Here is a 20409-nt window from a genome sequence, read left to right on the forward strand (position 1 = left end):
GCGGCGGTGTCGGACCGCCCACCTACCATCGCCGGATGGACTCCACCCCGGCATCGTCCCCCACCTCACTCCGCCACGAGGCGGAGGAGGCCCTGCGCGCGCTCGTGGGCCGGGGCGACGCCCGGCTGCGCGACGACCAATGGACCGCGATCTCCGCTCTCGTCGAGCGGCGGGCCCGCGCGCTCGTGGTGCAGCGCACCGGCTGGGGAAGTCCGCGGTGTACTTCGTCGCGACCGCTCTCCTCCGGGCGCGCGGGGCCGGTCCCACCGTGATCGTGTCGCCGCTGCTCGCGCTCATGCGCGATCAGATCGGCGCCGCCTCGCGGGCCGGGATCCGCGCGGCCACGGTCAACTCCGCGAACGTCACCGAATGGGAGGCGGTCCACGCCGGGATCGCGGCGGGAGAGGTCGACGTGCTGCTGTGCTCGCCCGAGCGCCTCAACAACCCGCGCTTCCGCGACGAGGTCCTGCCCCGCCTCGCGGCCGATGCGGGACTCGTGGTGATCGACGAGGCTCACTGCATCTCGGACTGGGGACACGACTTCCGTCCCGACTATCGGCGCATCAGGACGCTGCTCGCCGATCTCCCGCCCGGCATTCCCGTGCTCGCGACCACCGCCACCGCGAACGAGCGCGTCACCGCGGACGTCGCGGAGCAGCTCGGGGTGACGAGCGGAGCGCCGGGAGAGGTGCTGGTCCTGCGCGGCGCGCTGGACCGGGAGTCGCTCCACCTGGCGGTGGTCCCGTTGCCCGATCCCGCGACGCGGGTCGCGTGGCTCGCGCGTGCGCTGCGCGACATCGAGGGCTCCGGCATCGTGTACTGCCTCACGGTGTCGGCGGCGGAGGAGGTCGCGCAGCAGCTGCGTGCCGCGGGGCTCGAGGTCGGGGCGTACACCGGCCGCACCGACCCCGCCGAGCGCGAGCGCCTCGAGGAGGACCTCAAGGACAACCGCGTCAAGGCGCTCATCGCGACCTCGGCGCTCGGCATGGGCTTCGACAAGCCGGACCTGGGTTTCGTGGTGCATCTGGGGGCGCCCGCGTCCCCCATCGCGTACTACCAGCAGGTGGGTCGCGCGGGACGAGGCGTCGACCGCGCGCTGGTCGCGCTCTTGCCGGGCCCGGAGGACCGCGCGATCTGGGAGTGGTTCGGCGCGCAGTCCTTTCCCGACGAGACCCGGGTGCGCGCCGCGCTCGACGCGCTGAGCGTCGACACCCCGACCTCGGTCGCATCGCTCGAGACCGCGGTCGACCTCAAGCGCGGCCGGCTCGAGTCGATGCTCAAGGTGCTCGACGTCGACGGCGCGGTGCGCCGCGTCGAACGCGGGTGGGTCGCGACGGGCGCCGCGTGGGAGTACGACGCCGAGCGCTATCGCAGGGTCGCCGCGACGCGCGTCGCGGAACAGGAGGCGATGATCGCGTACGAGCGCACCACGGATTGCCGTATGGCCTTCCTGCGCCGGGCGCTCGATGATCCCGACCTCGCCGAGGGCTGGCGCTGCGGACGATGCGACACGTGCGGAGGCGTGTCGCTCCCCGACGCGCCCGACGCCGCCGCGATCGAGTCCGCACGCTCCGACCTCGACCGCGTGGGCGTCGAGATCATGCCCAGGCCCCAGTGGCCGTCGGGGCTCGACGCTCTGGGCCTCGACCTGCGCGGACGGATTCCCGCGGGAGAGATGGCGGAGACCGGCAGGGCCGTCGCTCGACTCGACGGGCTGGGCTGGTCGGGGCCGCTGCGCGAGCTCTTCGCCGCGGTGGACGAGGACGGATCACCGTGGGACGGCGAGACGCCGGCGCCGCTGCGCACCGCCGCGGTGCGCGCCCTCACCGACTGGGATGAGCTGTGGGGCGACGACGACGGCGAGCGCCGCCCGCGCGTGGACGGCGTGATCGCGGTGCGCTCGACCACGCGGCCGCGGCTGGTCGAGCACCTCGCCGGCGGCCTCGCGGGGTGGTTGGGCGTGCCGCTCGTGGGCACGGTCGGCCCCGTGCCGGGCAGGGAGGAGCCGGACCGTCACGACGTCAACTCCGCGATTCGCCTCGCGGGGGTCGCGCGCCGGCTGGCGCTCGAGCTCTCGCCCGCGGCCGCCCACGGGCTCGCGGGACGCGCGGTGCTGATCGTCGACGACGCCACGGACTCGGGCTGGACACTCACGGTCGCGGCGCGGCTCGTGAGGCGCGCCGGGGCAGGCGCAGTCCACCCCTTCGTGCTCGCGGTGCGCTAGGCCGAGACCGCCGCGGCCGTCGCCGTCGCCGCTACCGCCGTGCGGCCGCGACTCAGCGCTCGAGCCGCGCCCTGATCGCCTCGCCGTGCGCGGGGAGATCCTCGGCGTTTGCGAGGGCCACGACCTTCTCGCCCACCTGAGCCAGGGCATCGGCGCTGTAGTCGATGTAGGAAACCGCCTTGAGGAAGGCGGTCACGCCGAGCCCGGACGCGAAGCGCGCCGTGCCACCGGTCGGGAGCACGTGGTTCGATCCCGCGAGGTAGTCACCCAGCGGCACCGGCGAGTGCTCGCCTACAAACACCGCGCCCGCGTTGCGGATGCGCGCGGCCACGTCGCGAGCGTCAGCGGTGTGAATCTCGAGGTGCTCGGCGCCATAGGCGTCGGCGACGGCGACCGACTGATCGATGCCCGACGTCAGGATGATCGCGCTCTGGCGACCCGTGAGCGCCTCCTTGGTCCGCGCCAGGTGCGTCGTCGCGTCGACCAGAGCACCGAGCTCGCGCTCGACGGCATCGGCGAGGTCGACGGAGTCCGTGATGAGGACGGAGCCGGCCATGGGGTCGTGCTCGGCCTGGCTCAGCAGGTCGGCCGCGACAAAGCGCGGGGTTGCCGTGGAGTCGGCGATGACCGCGATCTCGGTGGGACCCGCCTCGGAGTCGATGCCCACGAGCCCGTTGACCGCACGCTTGGCCGCGGCCACGTACACGTTGCCTGGCCCGGTGATGACGTCCACCGGATCGCACAGATCGTCGACCCCGTGCGCGAGCATCGCGACCGCCTGGGCGCCACCCACCGCGTAGACCTCGGTCACGCCCAGGAGTGCGCACGCGGCGAGGATCGTGGGGTGTGGCAGCCCGCCGAATGCGCGCTGCGGGGGCTCGTCACCGCGATCGAGGGAACCCCGGCCGCCTGCGCGGTGACCACGTTCATGACGACCGAGCTCGGGTAGACGGCGAGGCCGCCCGGCACGTACAGGCCCACGCGGCCCACGGGCACCCAGCGCTGGGACACGATCGCGCCGGGGGCGAGCTCGACGTCGACCGGCGGCGGCACGGTCGCGCGGTGGAAGCGACCCACCCGGTCGATCGCCTCCTCGAGCGCGTCACGCACCGCGGGGTCGAGGCCCTCGAGGGCGCGCGCGATCTCCTCCTCAGGGACGCGCAGATGTGCGGGCGCGACGCCGTCGAAGCGCTCCCCGAGTTCGCGGAGGGCCGCCTCGCCGCGCACCCGCACGTCCTCGATGATGGGCTCGACGACGGCAAGGGCGTCGCCCACGTTGATGTCGGCGCGGGGCACCACCGCGAGCAGCTCGCGCGCGGTGAGCTCCCGCTCACGCAGATCGATCCTGGTCAGCACGGAGACCACTCTAGTGCGGCGCGGTCGTGCGACCATGGCGTCATGGAGTGCGTCGAGTGGGAGGAACGGGCCCGCGCGCAGTCGCCCGCGGCGGCCGTGCGCGCGCGGCGCTCACGTCGCGTGCTGCTGGCGGCGGTCGCGGCCGCCGCGGTCATCGCCGCTGCGGTCCTGTCCGCGATGTAGCGCGCGGCGGGACTCACCCGTCAGCGGCCGGTCCGCGCAGCGTCAGCACCTCCGCGCCCTCCTCGGTGATGGCAATGGTGTGCTCGCTGTGAGCCGTGCGGCATCCGGTCGCGCTACGCAGGGTCCACCCGTCCGCGTCCGTCACGAGCATGGCGGTGTCCAGCATCGCCCACGGCTCCAGCGCGAGCAGCAAGCCGGGACGCAGGAGATAGCCGCGGCCGGGCCGCCCGGTGTTGGCGATGTGCGGATCCTGGTGCATCGTCGACCCGAGCCCGTGACCCCCGAACTCGGTGTTGATCGGGTAGCCGGAGCCGGCCAGCACCGCACCGATCGCGTGCGCGATGTCGCCCACCCGCGCGCCTGGCCGGGCCGCGGCGATTCCCGCGGCGAGCGCGCGCTCGGTCGCGTCGATGAGTGCCGCATCCTCCGCGGATCCCCGACCCCCCACGAGGAAGCTCACCGCGGAGTCCGCCACGATCCCGTCGAGAGAGACGGCGAGGTCGAGCGTGAGGAGGTCGCCCCCCTGAGCACGACGGCGGACGGCCGACCATGCAGCACGGCGTCGTTCACGGAGGTGCAGATGGAGTGGCCGAAGGGCCCCCGCCCGAAGGACGGCGCGTAGTCGACGTAGCACGACTCCGCCCCCGCGGCCTCGATCATCTGCTTGGCCCACGCGTCGATGTCGAGCAGCGTGACTCCCGGCTCCACGCGCCGCCTCAGCGTCTCGAGGATGCGCGCGACGAGCGCGCCGGTCGCGCGCGCACGGTCGATCTCGCGAGGTGTGAGGATCTCGATCATGCGTCGCCCCTTCGGAGTCCAATAACTATCCCGGCCATAGTATCCCGGTATTAGTATTGGGTCATGGTGCGCCTTCCCCTCACCCCCGACGAGATCGAGCGCGGGCAGCGGCTGGGCTCGCTGTTGCGCACGGCACGGGGCGAACGGCCGATGCTGATGGTCGCCCTGGAGGCGCGGGTGTCGCCCGAGACGCTGCGCAAGATCGAGTCAGGACGGGTCGCGACCCCCGCCTTCCCCACCGTCGCGGCGATCGCGCAGGTGCTGGGGCTCTCGCTCGACGAGGTGTGGGCGCAGATCAACGGCGCGACCGGCGCGGAGGATCCCCGCGCGGGCGCCTCGTCACTTGTCGCGGGCTGAGGCGCGTCCGATCCACCCCAGGTGGGTGTGCTGGAAGTCGTCGTCGTGCTTGAGCCCATAGCCAAGCGCGCGGTCCACGCCCACGTGGAAGAGCCACGCTGCCGCCACGACGAGCACGGGCGTCTGCGAGCCGGGCGCGCCCCACGCCCCGATCGCGATGGCCCACCCCGCCAGCGCGGCCGGGCCCCAGTACGAGTGGACCAGGTTGTAGACGAACGCGCCCTCGCGCGGATCGCGCAGATAGCCGAGTGCGCTCAGGTCGAACGCCAAGAAGAGCGCGAGGGGCCACCACCACGCCCCGAGCGCGGCCGCCCCGATCAGCGCGAGCACGGCACATGCGGCGCCCTCGAGGCGCTGCCAGCGGACGGGGTTCATGCGAGCACCCTAGGCCGCGGCGACCGTCAGCGTCCCATGCGGCGCGCAGAGTTCGCGAAAGCGACAACCAGCGTCCCATAGCGCGCCGCCGCGGTGGGAGGGGTGACGATGGGGGCGCGGAGTGGGGGTGCGGGGGCGGGGCCGCCCTACGCACCCGCGAGGCAGCTGGGACCCAGCGCGGCCTTGAGATCCCCGTACAGCGCCGACGAGCGCGACACGCGGAACTCGTCACCCAGGCGCATCACGAGCGGCTTGTCGGGGCCCGTGAGCACCATGCGCACCTCGATGGATCCCGGATGAGAGCGCAGGATCCCCTTGACCTGCTCGACCAGCGGCGGCGTCACGCGCGCCGCGGGCACCGTGATCGCCACGGGCGACGTGTCCTGCACGTTGAGGTTGGGGATCTTGACGTCGACCGCGGAGAACTGGAGTCCCCCGTCGCCGCGTTCGCGGCAGCGCACCTTGATCGCGAGCACCGCATCCTCGGCCAGGTCGCGCGCGAAGGTGTCGTAGACCTTGGCGAAGAACGACACCTCCGTCTCGCCCGTCATGTCCTCAAGGGTCACGATCGCGTAGGGGTTGCCCGACTTCGCAATGCGCCGATCGACGCGCGTCACGAGACCAGCGAGCACGATCTGTGAGCCCTCCGCGACGCCGTGCGCCGGGGTGGCGGACAGCACCTGGTGAGTCGCCTCGGAGCGAATCACGTGATCGAGTCCCGACAGCGGGTGGTCCGAGACGTAGAGGCCGAGCATGTCCCGCTCGAGGTTGAGCTTGGTCTTCTTGTCCCACTCATCGAGCGTGGGCACCTCGACGGTCACTCCCCCGCCCAGGTCCTCGACGTCGGCGAACAGGTCGAACTGTCCGGTGGCCTCCTGGCGCTTGACGCCGATCACGGAGTCGATCGCCTGCTCATGCACCGCGTTGAGCGAGCGGCGCGAGTAGCCCATCGAGTCGAAGGCACCCGCCTTGATGAGCGAGTCGATGGTGCGCTTGTTGCAGACCGTGGCGGGCACCTTGTCGAGGAAGTCGGCGAACGACGTGAAGGCACCCTTCTCGGTGCGCGCCTGCACGATCCCGGCGACCACGTTCGCGCCCACGTTGCGCACCGCGGTGAGCCCGAAGCGGATATCGGTGCCGACCGCGGAGAACGTGCCCTTGGACTCGTTGACGTCGGGCGGCAGCACTGTGATGCCCATGCGGCGACACTCGGCGAGGTAGAGCGCGGACTTGTCCTTGTCCGTGCCGACCGAGGTGAGGAGCGCCGCCATGAACTCGGTCGGATAGTGCGCCTTGAGATACGCGGTCCAGAAGGACAGCACGCCGTAGGCGGCGGTGTGGGCCTTGTTGAACGCGTAGTCGGCGAACGGGAGCAGCGTGTCCCACAGCGCCTTGATGGCCGCGTCGGAGTACCCGTTGGCCTTCATGCCGGCCTCGAAGGGCTCGAACTCCTTGTCGAGGATCTCCTTCTTCTTCTTGCCCATCGCGCGACGCAACAGGTCGGCCGCACCCAGCGTGTAGTTGGCGACGATCTGCGCGATGCGCTGCACCTGCTCCTGGTACACGATCAGGCCGTAGGTGATCCCCAGGACCTCCTTGAGCGGCTCGTCGAGCTCGGGGTGGATGGGCTCGATCGGCTGGCGCCCGTTCTTGCGCTCCGCGTAGTTGGTGTGCGAGTTCATGCCCATCGGGCCGGGGCGGTACAGCGCCAGAACGGCGGAGATGTCCTCGAACGTGTCGGGCTTCATCTGGCGGAGCAGCTGACGCATCGCGGTGCCGTCCAACTGGAACACGCCGAGCGTGTCGCCACGCCCCAGCAGCTCGAACGCGCCCTCGTCGGCGAGCGGGAGGTCCTCGAGGACCAGCGGCTCCTTGCCGTTGTCGACGATGTTCTCGAGCGCGTCGTCGAGGATCGTGAGGTTGCGCAGACCCAGGAAGTCCATCTTGACCAGCCCCAGCGTCTCGCACGTGGGGTAGTCGAACTGCGTGATGACGGCGCCGTCCTGCTCGCGGCGCATGATCGGGATGATGTCGATGAGCGGGTCGCTCGACATGATGACGCCCGCCGCGTGAACGCCCCACTGGCGCTTGAGTCCCTCGAGCCCCTGCGCGAGGTCAAAGACCTGCTGCGCGTCGGGGTCGGCCTCGAGCACCGCGCGGAAGTCCTGGCCCTCGTGATGGCGAGGGTGAGCCGGATCCGTGACGCCGATCAGCGGCATGTCCTTGCCCATGATCGCCTCGGGATAGGCCTTGGTGAGCTGCTCTCCCAGCGAATAGGGCTTGCCGAGCACGCGCGTCGAGTCCTTGAGCGCCTGCTTGGCCTTGATCGTGCCGTACGTGACGATCATCGACACGCGATCCTGGCCGTACTTGTCGGTCACGTACTGGATGACCTCGCCGCGCCTGCGCTCGTCGAAGTCCACATCGAAGTCGGGCTTGGACTCGCGCTCGGGGTTGAGGAAGCGCTCGAAGTAGAGCTGGTGCTCGAGGGGGTCGATGTCCGTGATCTTCATCGCGTACGCGGCCATCGATCCGGCGCCGGAACCACGCCCCGGCCCCACGCGGATGCCGTTGTCCTTCGCCCACTGGATGAAGTCGGCGACCACCAGGAAGTACCCGGGATAGCCCTTGTCCGCGATGACCTCGATCTCGAAGTTCGCGCGCTCCTGGACGTCCGACGGGATGTGCTCTCCGTAGCGCTCGTGCAGTCCCGCCTGCACCTCCTTGACGAACCACGAGTGCTCGTCCTCCCCGGGCGGGCACGCGAAGACCGGCATGTAGTCGGCCTTGGTGTTGAACTCGACCTCGCACTGCTCGGCGATCGCCAGCGTGTTGGTGAGCGCCTCGGGGTAGTCGCCCCACAGCCGCCACATCTCCTCGGCAGACTTCACGTAGTAGCCGTCACCGGAGAAGGCGAAGCGCTTGCCGCCCTGGTCGTACGTGGGTTCGCTCAGCGTCGAGCCCGACTGCACGCACAGCAGCGCCTCATGCGCCGTCGCGTCCTCCTTCTTGGTGTAGTGGAGGTCGTTGGTCGCGACCAGGGGCGCACCGATCGCCTTCGAGATCCGCAGCAGGTCCTCGAACACGCGCTTCTCGATGTCGAGGCCGTGATCCATGAGCTCGACGTAGTACGCGTCCTTGCCGAAGATGTCCTGGAACTCGGCCGCGGCCCGCAGCGCCTCGTCGTACTGCCCCAGCCGCAGTCGCGTCTGCACCTCTCCCGACGGGCAGCCCGTGGTCGCGATGATGCCCTTCGAGAAGCGCTGCAGCAGGTCGCGGTCCATGCGCGCCTTGTAGAAGTGCCCCTCGAGCGACGCATACGACGCGAGCCGGAACAGGTTGTGCATGCCCGCCGTGTCGCGCGCCCACATGGTCGCGTGGGTGTACGCGCCGCCCGCGCTGACGTCGTCGTTTTCCTGGCCGCGCTCGCCCCATCGCACGCGCGTGCGGTCGCCGCGCGCGGTTCCCGGCGTGAGGTAGGCCTCGAGGCCGATGATCGGCTTGATGCCCGACTGCTGGGCCTTCGACCAGAACTCGTACGCGCCGAAGAGATAGCCGTGGTCGGTGGTCGCCATGGCGGGCTGGCCGAGGCGCTCGGCCTCCTTGAACAGGTCGCCGATCTTCGCCGCACCGTCCAGCATCGAGTACTCGGTATGGACGTGAAGGTGGACGAACTCCTGGACGGGCATGGTGACGATTCTAGGAGCCGCCGCAGACATCGAGGGGACGATGCCCCGGCACGGTCGGCGATGCCCGTGGGACTTGGGAGAATGTCCGGGTGAGTGACGAGTCCCTGCCCGCGCGCGGCCCCCGCCGGGGTGTCGGCGGCGGCGCGGGCGCCGGCGCCGGAGGCGGCAACCGCCGCGCCGCCAACGGTCGCCGCGGGACCCAGCCCCGGCATCGTCCCCGCGTCAATCCCCGCGCGCTCGAGCGTGCCGCCGCGGCGCGCGCGGCCGTCGAGTTGCCCCCACTCACCTATCCGCCCGAGCTGCCCGTCTCGGCGCGGCGCGAGGACATCGCCGCCGCGATTCGCGACCACCAGGTGGTCATCGTCGCGGGCGAGACCGGCTCGGGAAAGACCACGCAGATCCCCAAGATCTGTCTCGACCTGGGACGCGGTCGTGCCGGGCAGATCGGCCACACCCAGCCGCGCAGGATTGCCGCGCGCGCGGTCGCGGAGCGTGTCGCGGAGGAGATCGGCACGCCCCTGGGTGAGACGGTCGGCTTTCAGGTGCGCTTCACCGACACCTCGAGCGAAAGCACCCTCGTCAAGGTCATGACGGACGGCATCCTGCTCGCGCAGATTCAGCGCGACCCCGAGCTGCTGGCCTACGACACGCTCATCATCGACGAGGCGCACGAGCGCAGCCTCAACATCGACTTTCTGCTGGGCTACCTCACCAACCTGCTGCCGCGACGCCCCGACCTCAAGGTCATCATCACGTCAGCGACCATCGACTCGGAGCGCTTCGCCGCGCACTTCCGGCCGGGTGGCAGGGACGCGGGGGACGATGCCCCGCTCGCGCCGGTGGTCGAGGTCACCGGCCGCACCTACCCGGTCGAGGTCCGCTACCGCCCGCTCGAGGGCGAGGACAAGGGCGACGAGCGCGACCTCATGACGGGCATCGTCGACGCGTGCACCGAGCTCATGACCGAGGGGGACGGCGACATCCTCGTGTTCCTGTCGGGGGAACGCGAGATCCACGACGCCGCCGACGCCCTCGAGGCTCACCTGGGCGACCGCGCCCGCGACCCCCGCCACCCGCGGCGCGTCGAGATCCTGCCGCTGTTCTCACGACTGTCGGCGGCCGAGCAACACCGCGTCTTCGAGCGGCACACCGCGCGCAGGATCGTGCTCGCGACCAACGTCGCGGAGACCTCGCTCACCGTGCCGGGCATCCACTACGTGGTCGACCCCGGCACCGCGCGCGTGTCGCGCTACTCGAAGGCGACCAAGGTCCAGCGCCTCCCGATCGAACCCATCTCTCAGGCCAGCGCGCGCCAGCGCTCGGGCCGCGCGGGACGACTCGCGGACGGCATCGCGATCCGGCTGTACTCCGAGGACGACTTCGAGGCGCGGCCGGCCTTCACCGAGCCCGAGATCCTGAGGACGTCGCTCGCGAGCGTGCTGCTGCAGATGATCTCGGTTGGAGTCGCCTCGTCTCCCGACGAGGTGGCGCGGTTCCCGTTTGTCGAGCCGCCCGACACGCGCGCGATCCGCGACGGCGTGCAGCTGCTCACCGAGCTCGGGGCGATCGCGGTCCGCGAGGGCTCCGCCGGGCCCTCGACCACCGTACTCACCGAGACCGGACGCATGCTCGCGCGACTTCCCATGGATCCGCGCCAGGCACGCATGATCGTCGAGGGCTCGAGGCGCGGTGTCGCGCGCGAGGTCGCGGTCATCGCGGCCGCGCTGAGCATCCAGGACCCGCGCGAGCGCCCGACCGAGCGCCGCGACGAGGCCGACCTCCTCCACCGCCGCTTCGCGGATCCCGGTTCCGACCTGCTCGCGTACCTCAACCTGTGGGAGCACGTGCGCGAGCGCCAGCACGCGCTCTCGGGCAACCAGTTCCGCCGCATGTGCAAGGCAGAACACCTCAACTTCCTGCGCGTGCGGGAGTGGCAGGACCTGGTCCAACAGATCAGGGAGGCCGCCAAGGGGCTCGGCATCGAGATGCCGTATCGCGCACCCTCCCCCGTCGAGGACCCCGAGGGCTCCGGCGCGCTGCGCCATCTGTGGAACGAGGACGCGATCCACCGCAGCGTGCTCGCGGGCCTGCTGTCGCAGATCGGGGCGCAGGACGTCCTCCAGCTCAAGGCGTCGAGCTTCTCGCACCTCAAGGGCGAGGCGCGCGCCAAGGAGATGCGGCGCGCACGCAAGCGCGCCTCGAACGAGTTCATCGGCGCGCGCGGGATCCGCTTCGCGATCAACCCGGGTTCGCCGCTGTCGAAGAAGCCACCCGAGTTCGTGATGGCGGCCGAGCTGGTCGAGACCAGCAGGCTGTGGGCGCGCGACGTCGCGCGGATCGACCCCGCGTGGGCAGAGGAGCTCGCGGGCGACCTTGCCAAGCGCACCTATTCCGAGCCGCACTGGAGCACCAAGCGTGGCGCCGCGATGGCGACCGAGAAGGTGCTGCTGTACGGCGTGCCGATCGTCGCCGAGCGACCCGTGCTGTGGGCCAAGGTCAACCCCGAGGAGGCGCGCGACCTGTTCATCCGCCACGCGCTCGTCGGCGGCGAATGGACCACGCACCACCACTTCTGGCGCGACAACCAGCGCGTGCTCGAGGAGGCGGCCGAGATCGAGGCGCGTTCGCGCACGCGCGGCGTCATCGCCGACGACGAGACGCTGTTCGCGTTCTACGACGCCCGCCTCCCCTCAGGAATCGTGTCGGCGCGCCACTTCGACCGCTGGTGGAAGGACGCCAGGCGCGACACTCCGCAACTGCTGACGCTCACGCTCGAGGAACTGGTACCCGAGAGCGCGGCCGTCGACGCATCGGCCTTCCCCGACGCCTGGCCGCAGCTGGACCTCGAGCTGCCGCTCACCTACCAGTTCGAGCCCGGCACCGATGCCGACGGCGTGACGGTCCACATCCCGTTGGGGGTCCTGCCGCGCGTCGTTCCCGAGGGCTTCGACTGGCTGGTCCCCGGCCTGCTGCCCGAGCTCGTGCTCGCCACGATCCGCGCGCTGCCCAAGGCCGTCAGGCGGCTGCTCGTGCCGGCGCCGGACGCCGCGAGGGAGATCGTCGCGTGGCTCTCGGCACACACTCCCGCGTGGGCGGACGTGGTGCGGGCGGGCGACATGGCCGAGCCGTTCCGCGTCGCCTTCGCGCGCGCGGTGCGTGACCTGCGCGGCGTCGACATCCCCGCGGACGCGTGGGACGGGCTCGACGAGCGTCTGCCCGCACACCTGCGCATGTCCTTCCGCGCCGTCGAGGTGCAGGGCGGGCGCGAGCGCGTGCGCGGAGAGGAGCGCACGCTCGAGGCGCTGCAGCGCGCCCTCGCGCCACAGGCTCAGGATGCGGTGCGCACCGCGGTGCATCGCGCCGCCGAGGCCGCGTCGCGTCCGCGAGCGGGCGCCGATGCCCGAGCCGGGTCCCGCGCGCCGCTCGCCGCGCCGACTGCGCCGACCGCGCGGCCCACGAGTGCCGCGGTGGCCGAGGTCGACGCACTCGCCACGTGGCCCGACATGGACGTGCTGCCCACCGAGGTCGAGGGGACCGTGCACGGAGTGGTGGCCCGCGGCTACCCCGCACTGGTCGAGGAGCGCGCCGGAGGCGTGGCCCGCGCCGCACTCCGCGTGCTCGCGACGGCCACGGACGCGCGGGCGCTCCACGCCAGGGGCGTGCGCCGCCTGCTGCTCACCGAACTCGCGCTGCCCGTCAAGCGCGTCACGACGCGCTGGTCCCCCGCCGAGTCGCTCGCGCTGGGTGCGTCGCCCTACCGCACCACCGAGGCGCTCGTGGACGACCTCCAGCTCGCCGCCGTCGCGGTCCTCACGCCGGCCGCGGCGAGCGTGCGCGACCGCGCGGCGTACGAATCGCTTCGCGCCGACGTGCGCGCGCGCCTCGAGGACGAGGTGCTCGCGACCGCTCGCCTCGCCGCGGCGGCTCTCGCGGCAGCTCGCGACCTCGACTCGCGGGTGCGCGCCGCCACCTCGATGTCGCTGCTCGCGACCCTCCAGGACCTGCGCGAGCAGTCCGCCGCGCTTGTCGGCGAGGGCTTCATCGCCGCCACCCCGCCCGACCGCCTGCGACACCTGCCGCGCTACCTCGCGGCAGCGATGCGCCGCCTTGAGAAGGCCCAGGCCGATCCCTCGCGCGACGCGCAGCTCGCGTGGCAGGTGGGCCAGGCCGTCGAGGCCTACGAGGCGGTCAGGGACGCGCGCGCCGCCGGCCGCCCGGATCCCGAGGTCTCCGCGTCCCTCGAGGCGGTGCGCTGGATGATCGAGGAGCTCAGGGTGTCGCTGTTCGCCCAGCAGCTCGGCACCGACGGCCCCGTGAGCGAGCAGCGCGTGCGCAAGGCGCTCGCCGCACTCGGCTAGAGGCCGCGCAGCGTTTCGAGAGCGGCCGCGAGGTCCGCCGGGTAGGTCGACGTGACACGCACCTCGCCGCCCCGCGTGGGGTGCTCAAACGCGAGCTCCTGCGCGTGCAGCCACTGTCGCGACAGGCCCAGGCGCTTCGCGAGCGTCGGGTCGGCGCCGTACGTGAGGTCGCCCGCGAGCGGGTGCCGCATGGCCGCCATGTGCACGCGGATCTGGTGCGTGCGTCCCGTCTCGAGATGAACCTCGAGCAGCGAGGCGGACGGGAACATCTCGAGCACCTCGTAGTGCGTGACGGACGGCTTGCCGCCCTCGACCACCGCGAACTTCCAGTCCGAATTCGGGTGGCGGCCGATCGGCGCGTCGATCGTGCCCGCGGTCGGATCGAGGTGTCCCTGCGCGACCGCGTGGTAGATCTTCTCGACCGTGCGCTCCTTGAAGGCGGCCTTGAGCGCGCTGTACGCCGGGATGGTTCGCGCCACCACCATGAGACCCGAGGTGCCGACGTCGAGGCGGTGAACGATGCCCTGGCGCTCGGGCGGGCCGGCCTCGGCGAGGCGGTGGCCGGCGGAGGCGAGAGAGCCCACCACGGTGGGCCCTGTCCAGCCGGGCGACGGATGAGCCGCGACGCCGACCGGCTTGTCGACCACGACGACGTCCTCGTCCTCGTATGCGATCGTGAGGCCGCCGGGGATCGGCGGCTCCGGCGCCGCGGGACGCTCGTCGGGAAGGTCGACGGCGAGCACGCCGTCGCTGAGGCGATCCGAGCGGCCCACCGGGCGCCCGTCGAGCACGACCGCGCCCGCGTCGAGGAACTCCGCCGTCTTGGTCCTGGACATGCCCAACAGGCGCGCCAGGGCGGCGTCTGCGCGCTCCCCACGAGGGCGTTGGGAACGGGCAGGTAGCGGGTGTCAGCCACGCTCACCCGCGCCGTTCTCGGCGGCGGTGACCTCGTCGCCCGACTCCGCCGGGGCATCGTCCCCCTCCGCGGGCCCGCCATCGAGCACGGGGAGCGAGAAGATCCCCGCGATCACGAGCGCCGCGGCGGCGCCCACGATCGCGATGTCGGCGACGTTCCCGACGAACTGATTGCCGTAGTTGATCATGTCGACCACGTGACCCTGGCCAAACGACGGGTCGCGGAAGAGCCGGTCGATGAGGTTGCCGACCGCACCTCCCAGCCCGATGCCGAAGACCACGGCCGCCCAGCTCCGCTGCGCGCGCCTGCCATAGAACACGATCCCGGCCGTGACGAGCAGCGCGACCACGGTCAGCACCCACGTGAACTCGCTGCCGAGACTGAAGGCAGCGCCGGAGTTGAACACCAGCTGGATCGACAGCAGGTCACCCAGCAGCGGGTGCTGCTCGTACGGCTCGAGGGCCGAGAGGGCCCACTGCTTGGTGGCCTGATCGAGGAGGACGACGCCCGCGGCGGCGAGCCAGAACGCCGGCCTCCAGGTCAACGACGCTCCTCGCGCTGCTTGCAGGCGACGCACAGGCTCGCACGCGGGAACGCCATGAGGCGCGCGCGTCCGATCCCCTGGCCGCATGACTGGCATTCGCCGTACGTGCCGGCGGTGATGCGGCGCAGCGCATCGACACTCTGCTCGAGCATGTCGCGGGTGTTGTTGACGATCGACATCTCCTGCTCGCGCTCGAGAGCGGTCGAGCCGGCGTCGGCCTGGTCGTCGCCCGCACCCTCGGAGGTGTGGAGCAGGTCATCGAGCTCGTGCTCGGTGACGCCCAGCTCGGTCACGAGCCGCTCGACGTCGGAGTTGAGAAGCTCGACGATCTGCCGGAGGTCCGCGATCTTCCAGGCCTCGTCGCCCTCGCGCACGGGAAGCTTCTTCGCGTCCGCCGGCTTCAGCTCGGCGGGGTCGACCACCACGATGGTCACATCGGTGCTGCTCATGACTGTCCTCGTCTCTGCCTGGTGAAAGGAGGGTAGTCCCGTTCCGGCGACATAGCAAAGCGCCGCGCCCATCGGCGCGGCGCCCTGCTGGTGGTCGGGATCAGGCGCGCTGGTCGCCCTCGTCCTCCGCGGGCTTGGCCCAGGGATTCTGCGGCGCATACGGCGTGCCGAACTGCGTCGATTGCGGCTGGTAGGCGGGCTCCGCGAGGGTCGGCGTCACGCCCGTGACCGGGGCGAACGGCGCAGCGGGGGCCTGCTGCTCGGGCTCGGCGTCCTCCTGTGCCGCGTCCTCCGTCTCGTCGTGAGACCCGTCGTGAGACTCGTCGTGAGACTCGTCGTCGGACGCGTCGCTCGCCTGCGGCGCGGCACCCCACACGGGCGCCTGGTCCTCGTGCTCGGTGGCGGCCTGCGGCTCGGAGTCGTCCTCGGACACGGCCTCGTGCGCCTGAGCACCCCACACGGGCGCGGCGGCCTCGGGCTCCGGCGTCTCGGCCGAGTCGGAGCCGTCGAGCAGCTCCTCGCCCACGAACGTCGCGACGGGCGCGGGAGCGGTGCCCTCGGCGTGGTCGAGGTCGCCGAGCAGGTTCGACAGGTACGACTTCAGCCGCGCGCGGTAGTCACGCTCGAAGCGGCGGAGGTCATCGATCTTGGTCTCGAGCAGCGAGCGCTCGGACGAGAGCTGATCCATGCGCGCCTTCGCGTCCTGCTCGGCACGCTCGACGATCGACTCGGCCTTCGCCTTGCCCTCCTCGACCAGGCGCTCCTTCTCGGCCTCGCCCGCCTCGACGTACTCGTCGTGGAGCTTCTGCGCCATCGCGAGCATGCCGGTGGGTGTCGGCGGGTTGGGGTCGGTCGCGGCCTGCAGCAGCCCCGTGTCGGGCGACGCCTCCGTGGCCGGGGCCGGTGCGCCGCCGCCCTCCTGGAGCCGCGCCGCGAGCTCGTCGCGCTCGGCGGTCAGCTGCGAGATGGTCGCCGCGACCTCATCGAGGAAGTCGTCGACCTCGTCCTGGTCGAATCCCTCGCGGTACTTGGTCTTGGAGAAGGCCTTGTTGAGCACGTCCTCGGCGGTGAGCATTGACATGTCGACTTGCACCTCGCGTCTGCGTCAGGGCCGGTTGTTCGGCCATACGGATAATTTGTCACTCTACCGACTCACTTATCGGCACGCACTTGAGCGGCCGTGAGCCGGTCTCGTCAGCGGAACGCGTTCAGCGCGACCGACAGGAGCTGCACTCCCAGGAAGACGATGATGAAGGCGAGATCGATGCGCACCTGGCCGAGCGACAACGGCGGTACGACGCGGCGCACCGCCTTGATCGGCGGATCGGTGACGGTGAAGACGCCCTCGACGGCCACGAGACCGGCGCCTGTCGGGCGCCAGTCACGCGAAAACGCCATGACCAGGCTGATCACGACGCGCGCCAGCAAGGCGAGCATGAAGAGGAAGAGGAGGAACTGCAGCGCTCCAATGATGAATGGCACCAGGAGAGCCTAACCTGCCCCTCAGGCCTGGTTGTAGAACGCCTGGTCGTGCTGAGGCTCGTCGTCGATTCCGATCTCGACGTGCGCGGGCGACAGCAGGAACACCGACGTCGTCACGCGCTCGATCGAGCCGTGCAGGCCGAAGGACAGCCCGGCGGAGAAGTCGACGAGGCGCTTGGCGTCGGCATCGGTCATCTCGGTGAGGTTCATGATGACGGGCACGCCCTGGCGGAACGCCTCGCCGATCAGTCGCGCGTCGTTGTAGCTGCGCGGCTTGATGGTCTGGATGCGGCGGAGGTCCGCCGCGGGTGCGGTCGCCGGCGCCGCCTCGCGCGGTGCGCGGGCGTGACGGGAGGCGCTCGCCTTAGTGGCGCTCGCCTGCTTGACCTCGGAGACGTCGTGCAGGTTCGTCACGGGCGCGAGCTCGGGCTCGGCGTACTCGTACTCCTCCTGCTCGTTGACGTCGAAGCCGAGGTACTGGATCGCCTTGCGCAGTGCGCTCATTCTGACCCCCTGGGTGTGATGCGATTGATCGTCTTCACGTTAGGGCCGTCCCCGCGGCCGGTCAGGGACCGACACGCCGCACACCACCACCCCGGCCTGGCGACCGGTCACCCCGTCGCGGCGGTGCGAGAACAGGCGGGGATCCTCGGCGGTACAGGACCGATGCCTGAGCACGGTCGAGAAGCCCAACTCGCCCAGTCGGACCTCCGCCGCGCGCGCGAGGTCGAGCGCCGGCGAGCCCGTGCGGGTGACGGCGCGGGCGGCGGGATGGCGCGCCGCTACCTCCTCGCGCATCGGGGCGGGAACCTCGTAGCAGCGCCCGCAGATGCCGGGGCCGATGCTCGCGGAGAAGTCGCCGCGCGCGCGAGGGCCTCGCAGGTCGAGCAGCGCCGCCACCGCCGCGTCGATCGCGCCGCGGCGCAGTCCCTCGCGCCCGGCGTGGACCGCGGCGACGGCGCCCGACGCGGTGTCGTGGAGGAGGATCGGCAGGCAATCCGCCGCGATCGCGGCGAGAGCGACACCGGGAACGCACGTCACGAGGATGTCGCCGGGCCCCGGCTCCTCGCCGGGCGACGTGACCTCGACCACGCCGATCCCGTGGACCGCGGTCAAGAAGGACACGGGAGCGCCCGCGGCGGCGGAGACGGTCGCGCGATTGAGCGCGACCGCCTCCTGCGCGTCGCCCACATGAGTGGCGACGTTGAGCGACGCGTACGGAGCCACCGACACCCCTCCCTCACGGGTGGTGAAGAAGGCGCGAACGGGAAGCCCGGCGTCGAGCACCCCGTGTTACCGCAGGAACTCGGGAACGTCGAGGGTGTCGGCCCCCTCGCGCGGCGCGGGCCTCGTAGGGATCGCGTCCGTGGCGGGCGCGGGCTCGGTCGCGTAGGGGCTCGCGGGCAGCACGTCGGTCTCGACGGGTGCGTCCACGGGCTCGAGCTCCTCCGCCTTGGGTGCGGGTGCGGACTCGATCGTGCCCAGTGCGCCCGCGTGCGTGCGGTGCGTGGGGGCGCCGCCGTCGAAGCCTGCCGCGATGACGGTGATGCGCAGCTCGTCGCCCAGCGAGTCGTCGATTACCGTTCCGAAGATGATGTTCGCCTCGGGGTGAGCCGCCTCGCGCACCAGGCGCGCGGCCGTCTCGACCTCCTTGATGCCCAGGTTCGAGCCACCGGAGATCGACAGCAGCACGCCGTGCGCGCCCTCGATCGAGGCCTCGAGCAGCGGGGACGCGATCGCGCCCTCGGCCGCCTCGAGCGCGCGGGACTCGCCGCGTGCGCTGGCCACGCCCATGAGCGCGGTACCCGCGCCCTGCATGACGGACTTGACGTCGTTGAAGTCGACGTTGATGAGGCCCGGCGTCGTGATGAGGTCGGTGATGCCCTGCACGCCGCCCTGGAGCACCTGGTCTGCGGCCGCGAAGGCCCCGAGCACGCTCAGTTGAGCGTCCGAGATGTCGAGCAGGCGGTCGTTGGGGATGACGATCAGGGTGTCGACCTCGTCGCGCAGGTTGGCGATTCCCGACTCGGCCTGGTCGGCGCGGCGACGGCCCTCGAAGCCGAACGGGCGCGTCACCACTCCCACCGTGAGCGCGCCGATCGCGCGCGCGATGCGCGCCACGACGGGCGCGCCGCCCGTGCCGGTGCCGCCTCCCTCACCCGCGGTGACGAAGACCATGTCGGCACCGCGCAGCGCCTCCGCGATCTCGTCCTCGTGGTCCTCGGCCGCCTTGCGGCCCACCTCGGGGTCGGCTCCCGCGCCGAGGCCGCGCGTCAGCTCGCGGCCGATGTCGAGCTTCACGTCCGCATCGGACATGAGCAGCGCCTGGGCGTCGGTGTTGATCGCGATGAATTCGGCGCCCTTGAGGCCGACGTCGATCATGCGGTTCACGGCGTTCACGCCGCCGCCGCCCACGCCGACGACCTTGATGTGCGTGATGTAGTTCTGCGGTGCGGCCATGTGCCAGTCCCTTTCAACCTTAACCCTCAAGTTGAGGGTTATAGTTATGTCAAGTCGTTCACTGTCGAAGGTACGGGCAGGGGTCGCTCATGACGGCCCGACACGCGCGGCGCGGCGCGAATTATCGGCGCACGCGCAACCGCAGCGGGGAGTCTGCTACTTCTTGGTGGTCGGCAGCGTCGGGGCCGAGACGTCGATGACGGACGCGTCGCGCGCCTGGCCCGAGTCGAGCAGCACCTGCAGGACGCCGGCCTTGAGCGCGGAGTCCTCGGCGCTGCCCCACTCGACGCGTGGTCCGTCGCGCAGTTCGAAGGTCACCGTGTCCTCGGTGGACGCGCTGACGTCGCTCACGCGCTCGCGCAGCGCGACGGGCAGTTGGTTCACCACCCCCAGGACGGACTCGAGCACGCGCACGTGGTCCTCCCCCACCGGCACGGTGACCACCGGCAGCGACTCCTGCGCCTCGCCCGCGCGGCCCACGCGCGTGGCCTCGGCGTCGACCAGCCAGAACCCACCCTCGCCGTCCGGTACCGCCGCGACGGGCTCGCGCGACGTGAGCTCGACCAGCAGCCCGCGCGGCCACACGCGCTCGATGGTCGCGTCGCGCACGCCTGGCACCTCCCTCAGCGCGTCGGCGAGGCGCGACGTCGCGAGCGTCGCGAGCGAGGTGCCCTCGTACTCCGCGATCACCGCATCGACGTCGGCGGGGTCGACCACGGTGCCAAAGCCGGACACCTCGGCCTGCTCGGGATCGAGCGCGAGGACGGGCGAGGCCACCACGATCCACACCAGCAGCGCCGAGAGCGCCACATACCCGGCACGTCGCGCCCACACGATCGCGGACAGGCGGCGCTGCGCCGCCGCCTGCTCTTTGAGGCGCGTCTGGAGGCGCAGCGTGACGTTGCCCAGCTGCTCGGCCGCGGCACCCGCCCCACGAGCCGTGCCCCGCCTCATCGCGCCCATGAATCGCGAGCCCTCGGTGGCGTTCACGTCTGCGGTCGCGCGTGCGCGCGGACGCCGCGCGGTCGAGACCTGCCAGGCCGCGGCCGGGTCCCGAGGCTCATCCGAGGCGGGGGTGGCGCGCGCGGGAGCGTCCTGCGGACGCTCTCCCGTGACCGCGGTGCCCGAGCGAGGCCGCTCCGGCACCGCCGGAGCGGGGCGCGCCGGCATGGCCGGCCTCGCGGGCACAGCCGGCCGTGGAGGCATCGCCGGGCGCGG

Annotated in this window: 13 protein-coding genes and 4 pseudogenes; 4 read left to right on the forward strand and 13 right to left on the reverse strand. The window is 71.6% G+C overall.

Annotated elements, in window-relative coordinates; translation table 11 throughout:
• Positions 1-35: 35 nt before the first annotated feature.
• Positions 36-2224, forward strand: a pseudogene (locus QUE44_RS05405) (RecQ family ATP-dependent DNA helicase).
• A gap of 52 nt (positions 2225-2276) precedes the next feature.
• On the opposite strand, the pseudogene hisD reads toward QUE44_RS05405, so the two are convergent.
• A pseudogene (hisD, locus tag QUE44_RS05410) lies at positions 2277-3580 on the reverse strand (histidinol dehydrogenase).
• Between the two features lie 42 nt (positions 3581-3622).
• Between hisD and QUE44_RS05415 the strand changes: the two are divergent.
• On the forward strand, positions 3623-3763 hold the full coding sequence (locus QUE44_RS05415) for a hypothetical protein (RefSeq protein WP_286216305.1): 141 nt from the start codon (positions 3623-3625) through the stop codon (positions 3761-3763).
• 13 nt (positions 3764-3776) lie between these two features.
• On the opposite strand, the pseudogene map reads toward QUE44_RS05415, so the two are convergent.
• Positions 3777-4561 (reverse strand): annotated as a pseudogene (gene map / locus QUE44_RS05420) (type I methionyl aminopeptidase).
• A 63-nt stretch (positions 4562-4624) separates the two neighbouring features.
• Here map and QUE44_RS05425 point away from each other — a divergent pair.
• Positions 4625-4918 (forward strand): helix-turn-helix domain-containing protein, encoded by a 294-nt coding sequence (locus QUE44_RS05425; protein ID WP_286216307.1) that lies wholly within the window; start codon positions 4625-4627, stop codon positions 4916-4918.
• On the opposite strand, the gene QUE44_RS05430 is transcribed toward QUE44_RS05425, so the two are convergent.
• Entirely contained in the window at positions 4901-5293 is a 393-nt protein-coding gene (locus QUE44_RS05430) for a DUF4260 domain-containing protein (RefSeq protein ID WP_286216310.1), read from the reverse strand. The two genes, QUE44_RS05425 and QUE44_RS05430, sit on opposite strands and share 18 nt — an antisense overlap.
• 146 nt (positions 5294-5439) lie before the next feature.
• Positions 5440-8982: a DNA polymerase III subunit alpha gene (gene dnaE / locus QUE44_RS05435; protein WP_286216312.1), complete on the reverse strand. Its 3543-nt coding sequence runs from the start codon at positions 8980-8982 to the stop codon at positions 5440-5442.
• Between the two features lie 89 nt (positions 8983-9071).
• On the opposite strand from dnaE, the gene hrpA reads away from it, so the two are divergent.
• On the forward strand, positions 9072-13340 hold the full coding sequence (gene hrpA, locus QUE44_RS05440; protein WP_425557981.1) for an ATP-dependent RNA helicase HrpA: 4269 nt from the start codon (positions 9072-9074) through the stop codon (positions 13338-13340).
• Here the strand turns inward: hrpA and QUE44_RS05445 are convergent.
• From QUE44_RS05445 to QUE44_RS05485, 9 genes and pseudogenes are all read right to left on the reverse strand, one after another.
• Positions 13337-14256 (reverse strand): annotated as a pseudogene (locus QUE44_RS05445) (RluA family pseudouridine synthase). The gene hrpA and the pseudogene QUE44_RS05445 sit on opposite strands and share 4 nt — an antisense overlap.
• Positions 14249-14800 carry a signal peptidase II gene (gene lspA / locus QUE44_RS05450; RefSeq protein ID WP_286216313.1) on the reverse strand — a complete coding sequence of 184 codons (552 nt, stop codon included), beginning with the start codon at positions 14798-14800 and terminating at the stop codon, positions 14249-14251. Before lspA ends, QUE44_RS05445 begins: the two are co-directional and overlap by 8 nt.
• Positions 14797-15249 carry a TraR/DksA family transcriptional regulator gene (locus QUE44_RS05455; protein ID WP_286216314.1) on the reverse strand — a complete coding sequence of 151 codons (453 nt, stop codon included), beginning with the start codon at positions 15247-15249 and terminating at the stop codon, positions 14797-14799. The genes lspA and QUE44_RS05455 overlap by 4 nt, the downstream gene beginning before the upstream one ends.
• A 100-nt stretch (positions 15250-15349) precedes the next feature.
• Positions 15350-16330, reverse strand: coding sequence for a DivIVA domain-containing protein (locus QUE44_RS05460; RefSeq protein ID WP_286216316.1), 981 nt, complete (start codon positions 16328-16330; stop codon positions 15350-15352).
• Positions 16331-16443: 113 nt separating this feature from the next.
• On the reverse strand, positions 16444-16731 hold the full coding sequence (locus QUE44_RS05465) for a YggT family protein (protein ID WP_286216318.1): 288 nt from the start codon (positions 16729-16731) through the stop codon (positions 16444-16446).
• 21 nt (positions 16732-16752) lie between these two features.
• Complete coding sequence (locus QUE44_RS05470; RefSeq protein WP_286216319.1) at positions 16753-17235, reverse strand: cell division protein SepF; 483 nt, start codon at positions 17233-17235, stop codon at positions 16753-16755.
• 39 nt (positions 17236-17274) lie between these two features.
• A complete protein-coding gene (locus QUE44_RS05475; protein ID WP_286216321.1) occupies positions 17275-18018 on the reverse strand; it encodes a purine nucleoside phosphorylase YfiH/LACC1 family protein in 744 nt (247 codons plus the stop codon).
• A gap of 6 nt (positions 18019-18024) precedes the next feature.
• Positions 18025-19191: a cell division protein FtsZ gene (gene ftsZ / locus QUE44_RS05480; protein WP_286216322.1), complete on the reverse strand. Its 1167-nt coding sequence runs from the start codon at positions 19189-19191 to the stop codon at positions 18025-18027.
• A 156-nt stretch (positions 19192-19347) separates the two neighbouring features.
• Positions 19348-20337, reverse strand: coding sequence for a cell division protein FtsQ/DivIB (locus QUE44_RS05485; RefSeq protein ID WP_286216323.1), 990 nt, complete (start codon positions 20335-20337; stop codon positions 19348-19350).
• Positions 20338-20409: the final 72 nt, after the last annotated feature.

Source organism: Demequina sediminis (assembly GCF_030296675.1).
GTDB classification, from domain to species: Bacteria; Actinomycetota; Actinomycetes; order Actinomycetales; family Demequinaceae; genus Demequina; species Demequina sediminis.

Coding starts and splice junctions, on each gene's coding strand:
- QUE44_RS05415 (WP_286216305.1), top strand. CDS start 3,623: ATGGAGTGCGTCGAGTGGGAGGAACGGGCCCGCGCGCAGTCGCCCGCG.
- QUE44_RS05425 (WP_286216307.1), top strand. CDS start 4,625: ATGGTGCGCCTTCCCCTCACCCCCGACGAGATCGAGCGCGGGCAGCGG.
- QUE44_RS05430 (WP_286216310.1), bottom strand. CDS start 5,293: ATGAACCCCGTCCGCTGGCAGCGCCTCGAGGGCGCCGCATGTGCCGTG.
- dnaE (WP_286216312.1), bottom strand. CDS start 8,982: ATGCCCGTCCAGGAGTTCGTCCACCTTCACGTCCATACCGAGTACTCG.
- QUE44_RS05455 (WP_286216314.1), bottom strand. CDS start 15,249: ATGAGCAGCACCGATGTGACCATCGTGGTGGTCGACCCCGCCGAGCTG.
- QUE44_RS05460 (WP_286216316.1), bottom strand. CDS start 16,330: ATGTCAATGCTCACCGCCGAGGACGTGCTCAACAAGGCCTTCTCCAAG.
- QUE44_RS05470 (WP_286216319.1), bottom strand. CDS start 17,235: ATGAGCGCACTGCGCAAGGCGATCCAGTACCTCGGCTTCGACGTCAAC.
- ftsZ (WP_286216322.1), bottom strand. CDS start 19,191: ATGGCCGCACCGCAGAACTACATCACGCACATCAAGGTCGTCGGCGTG.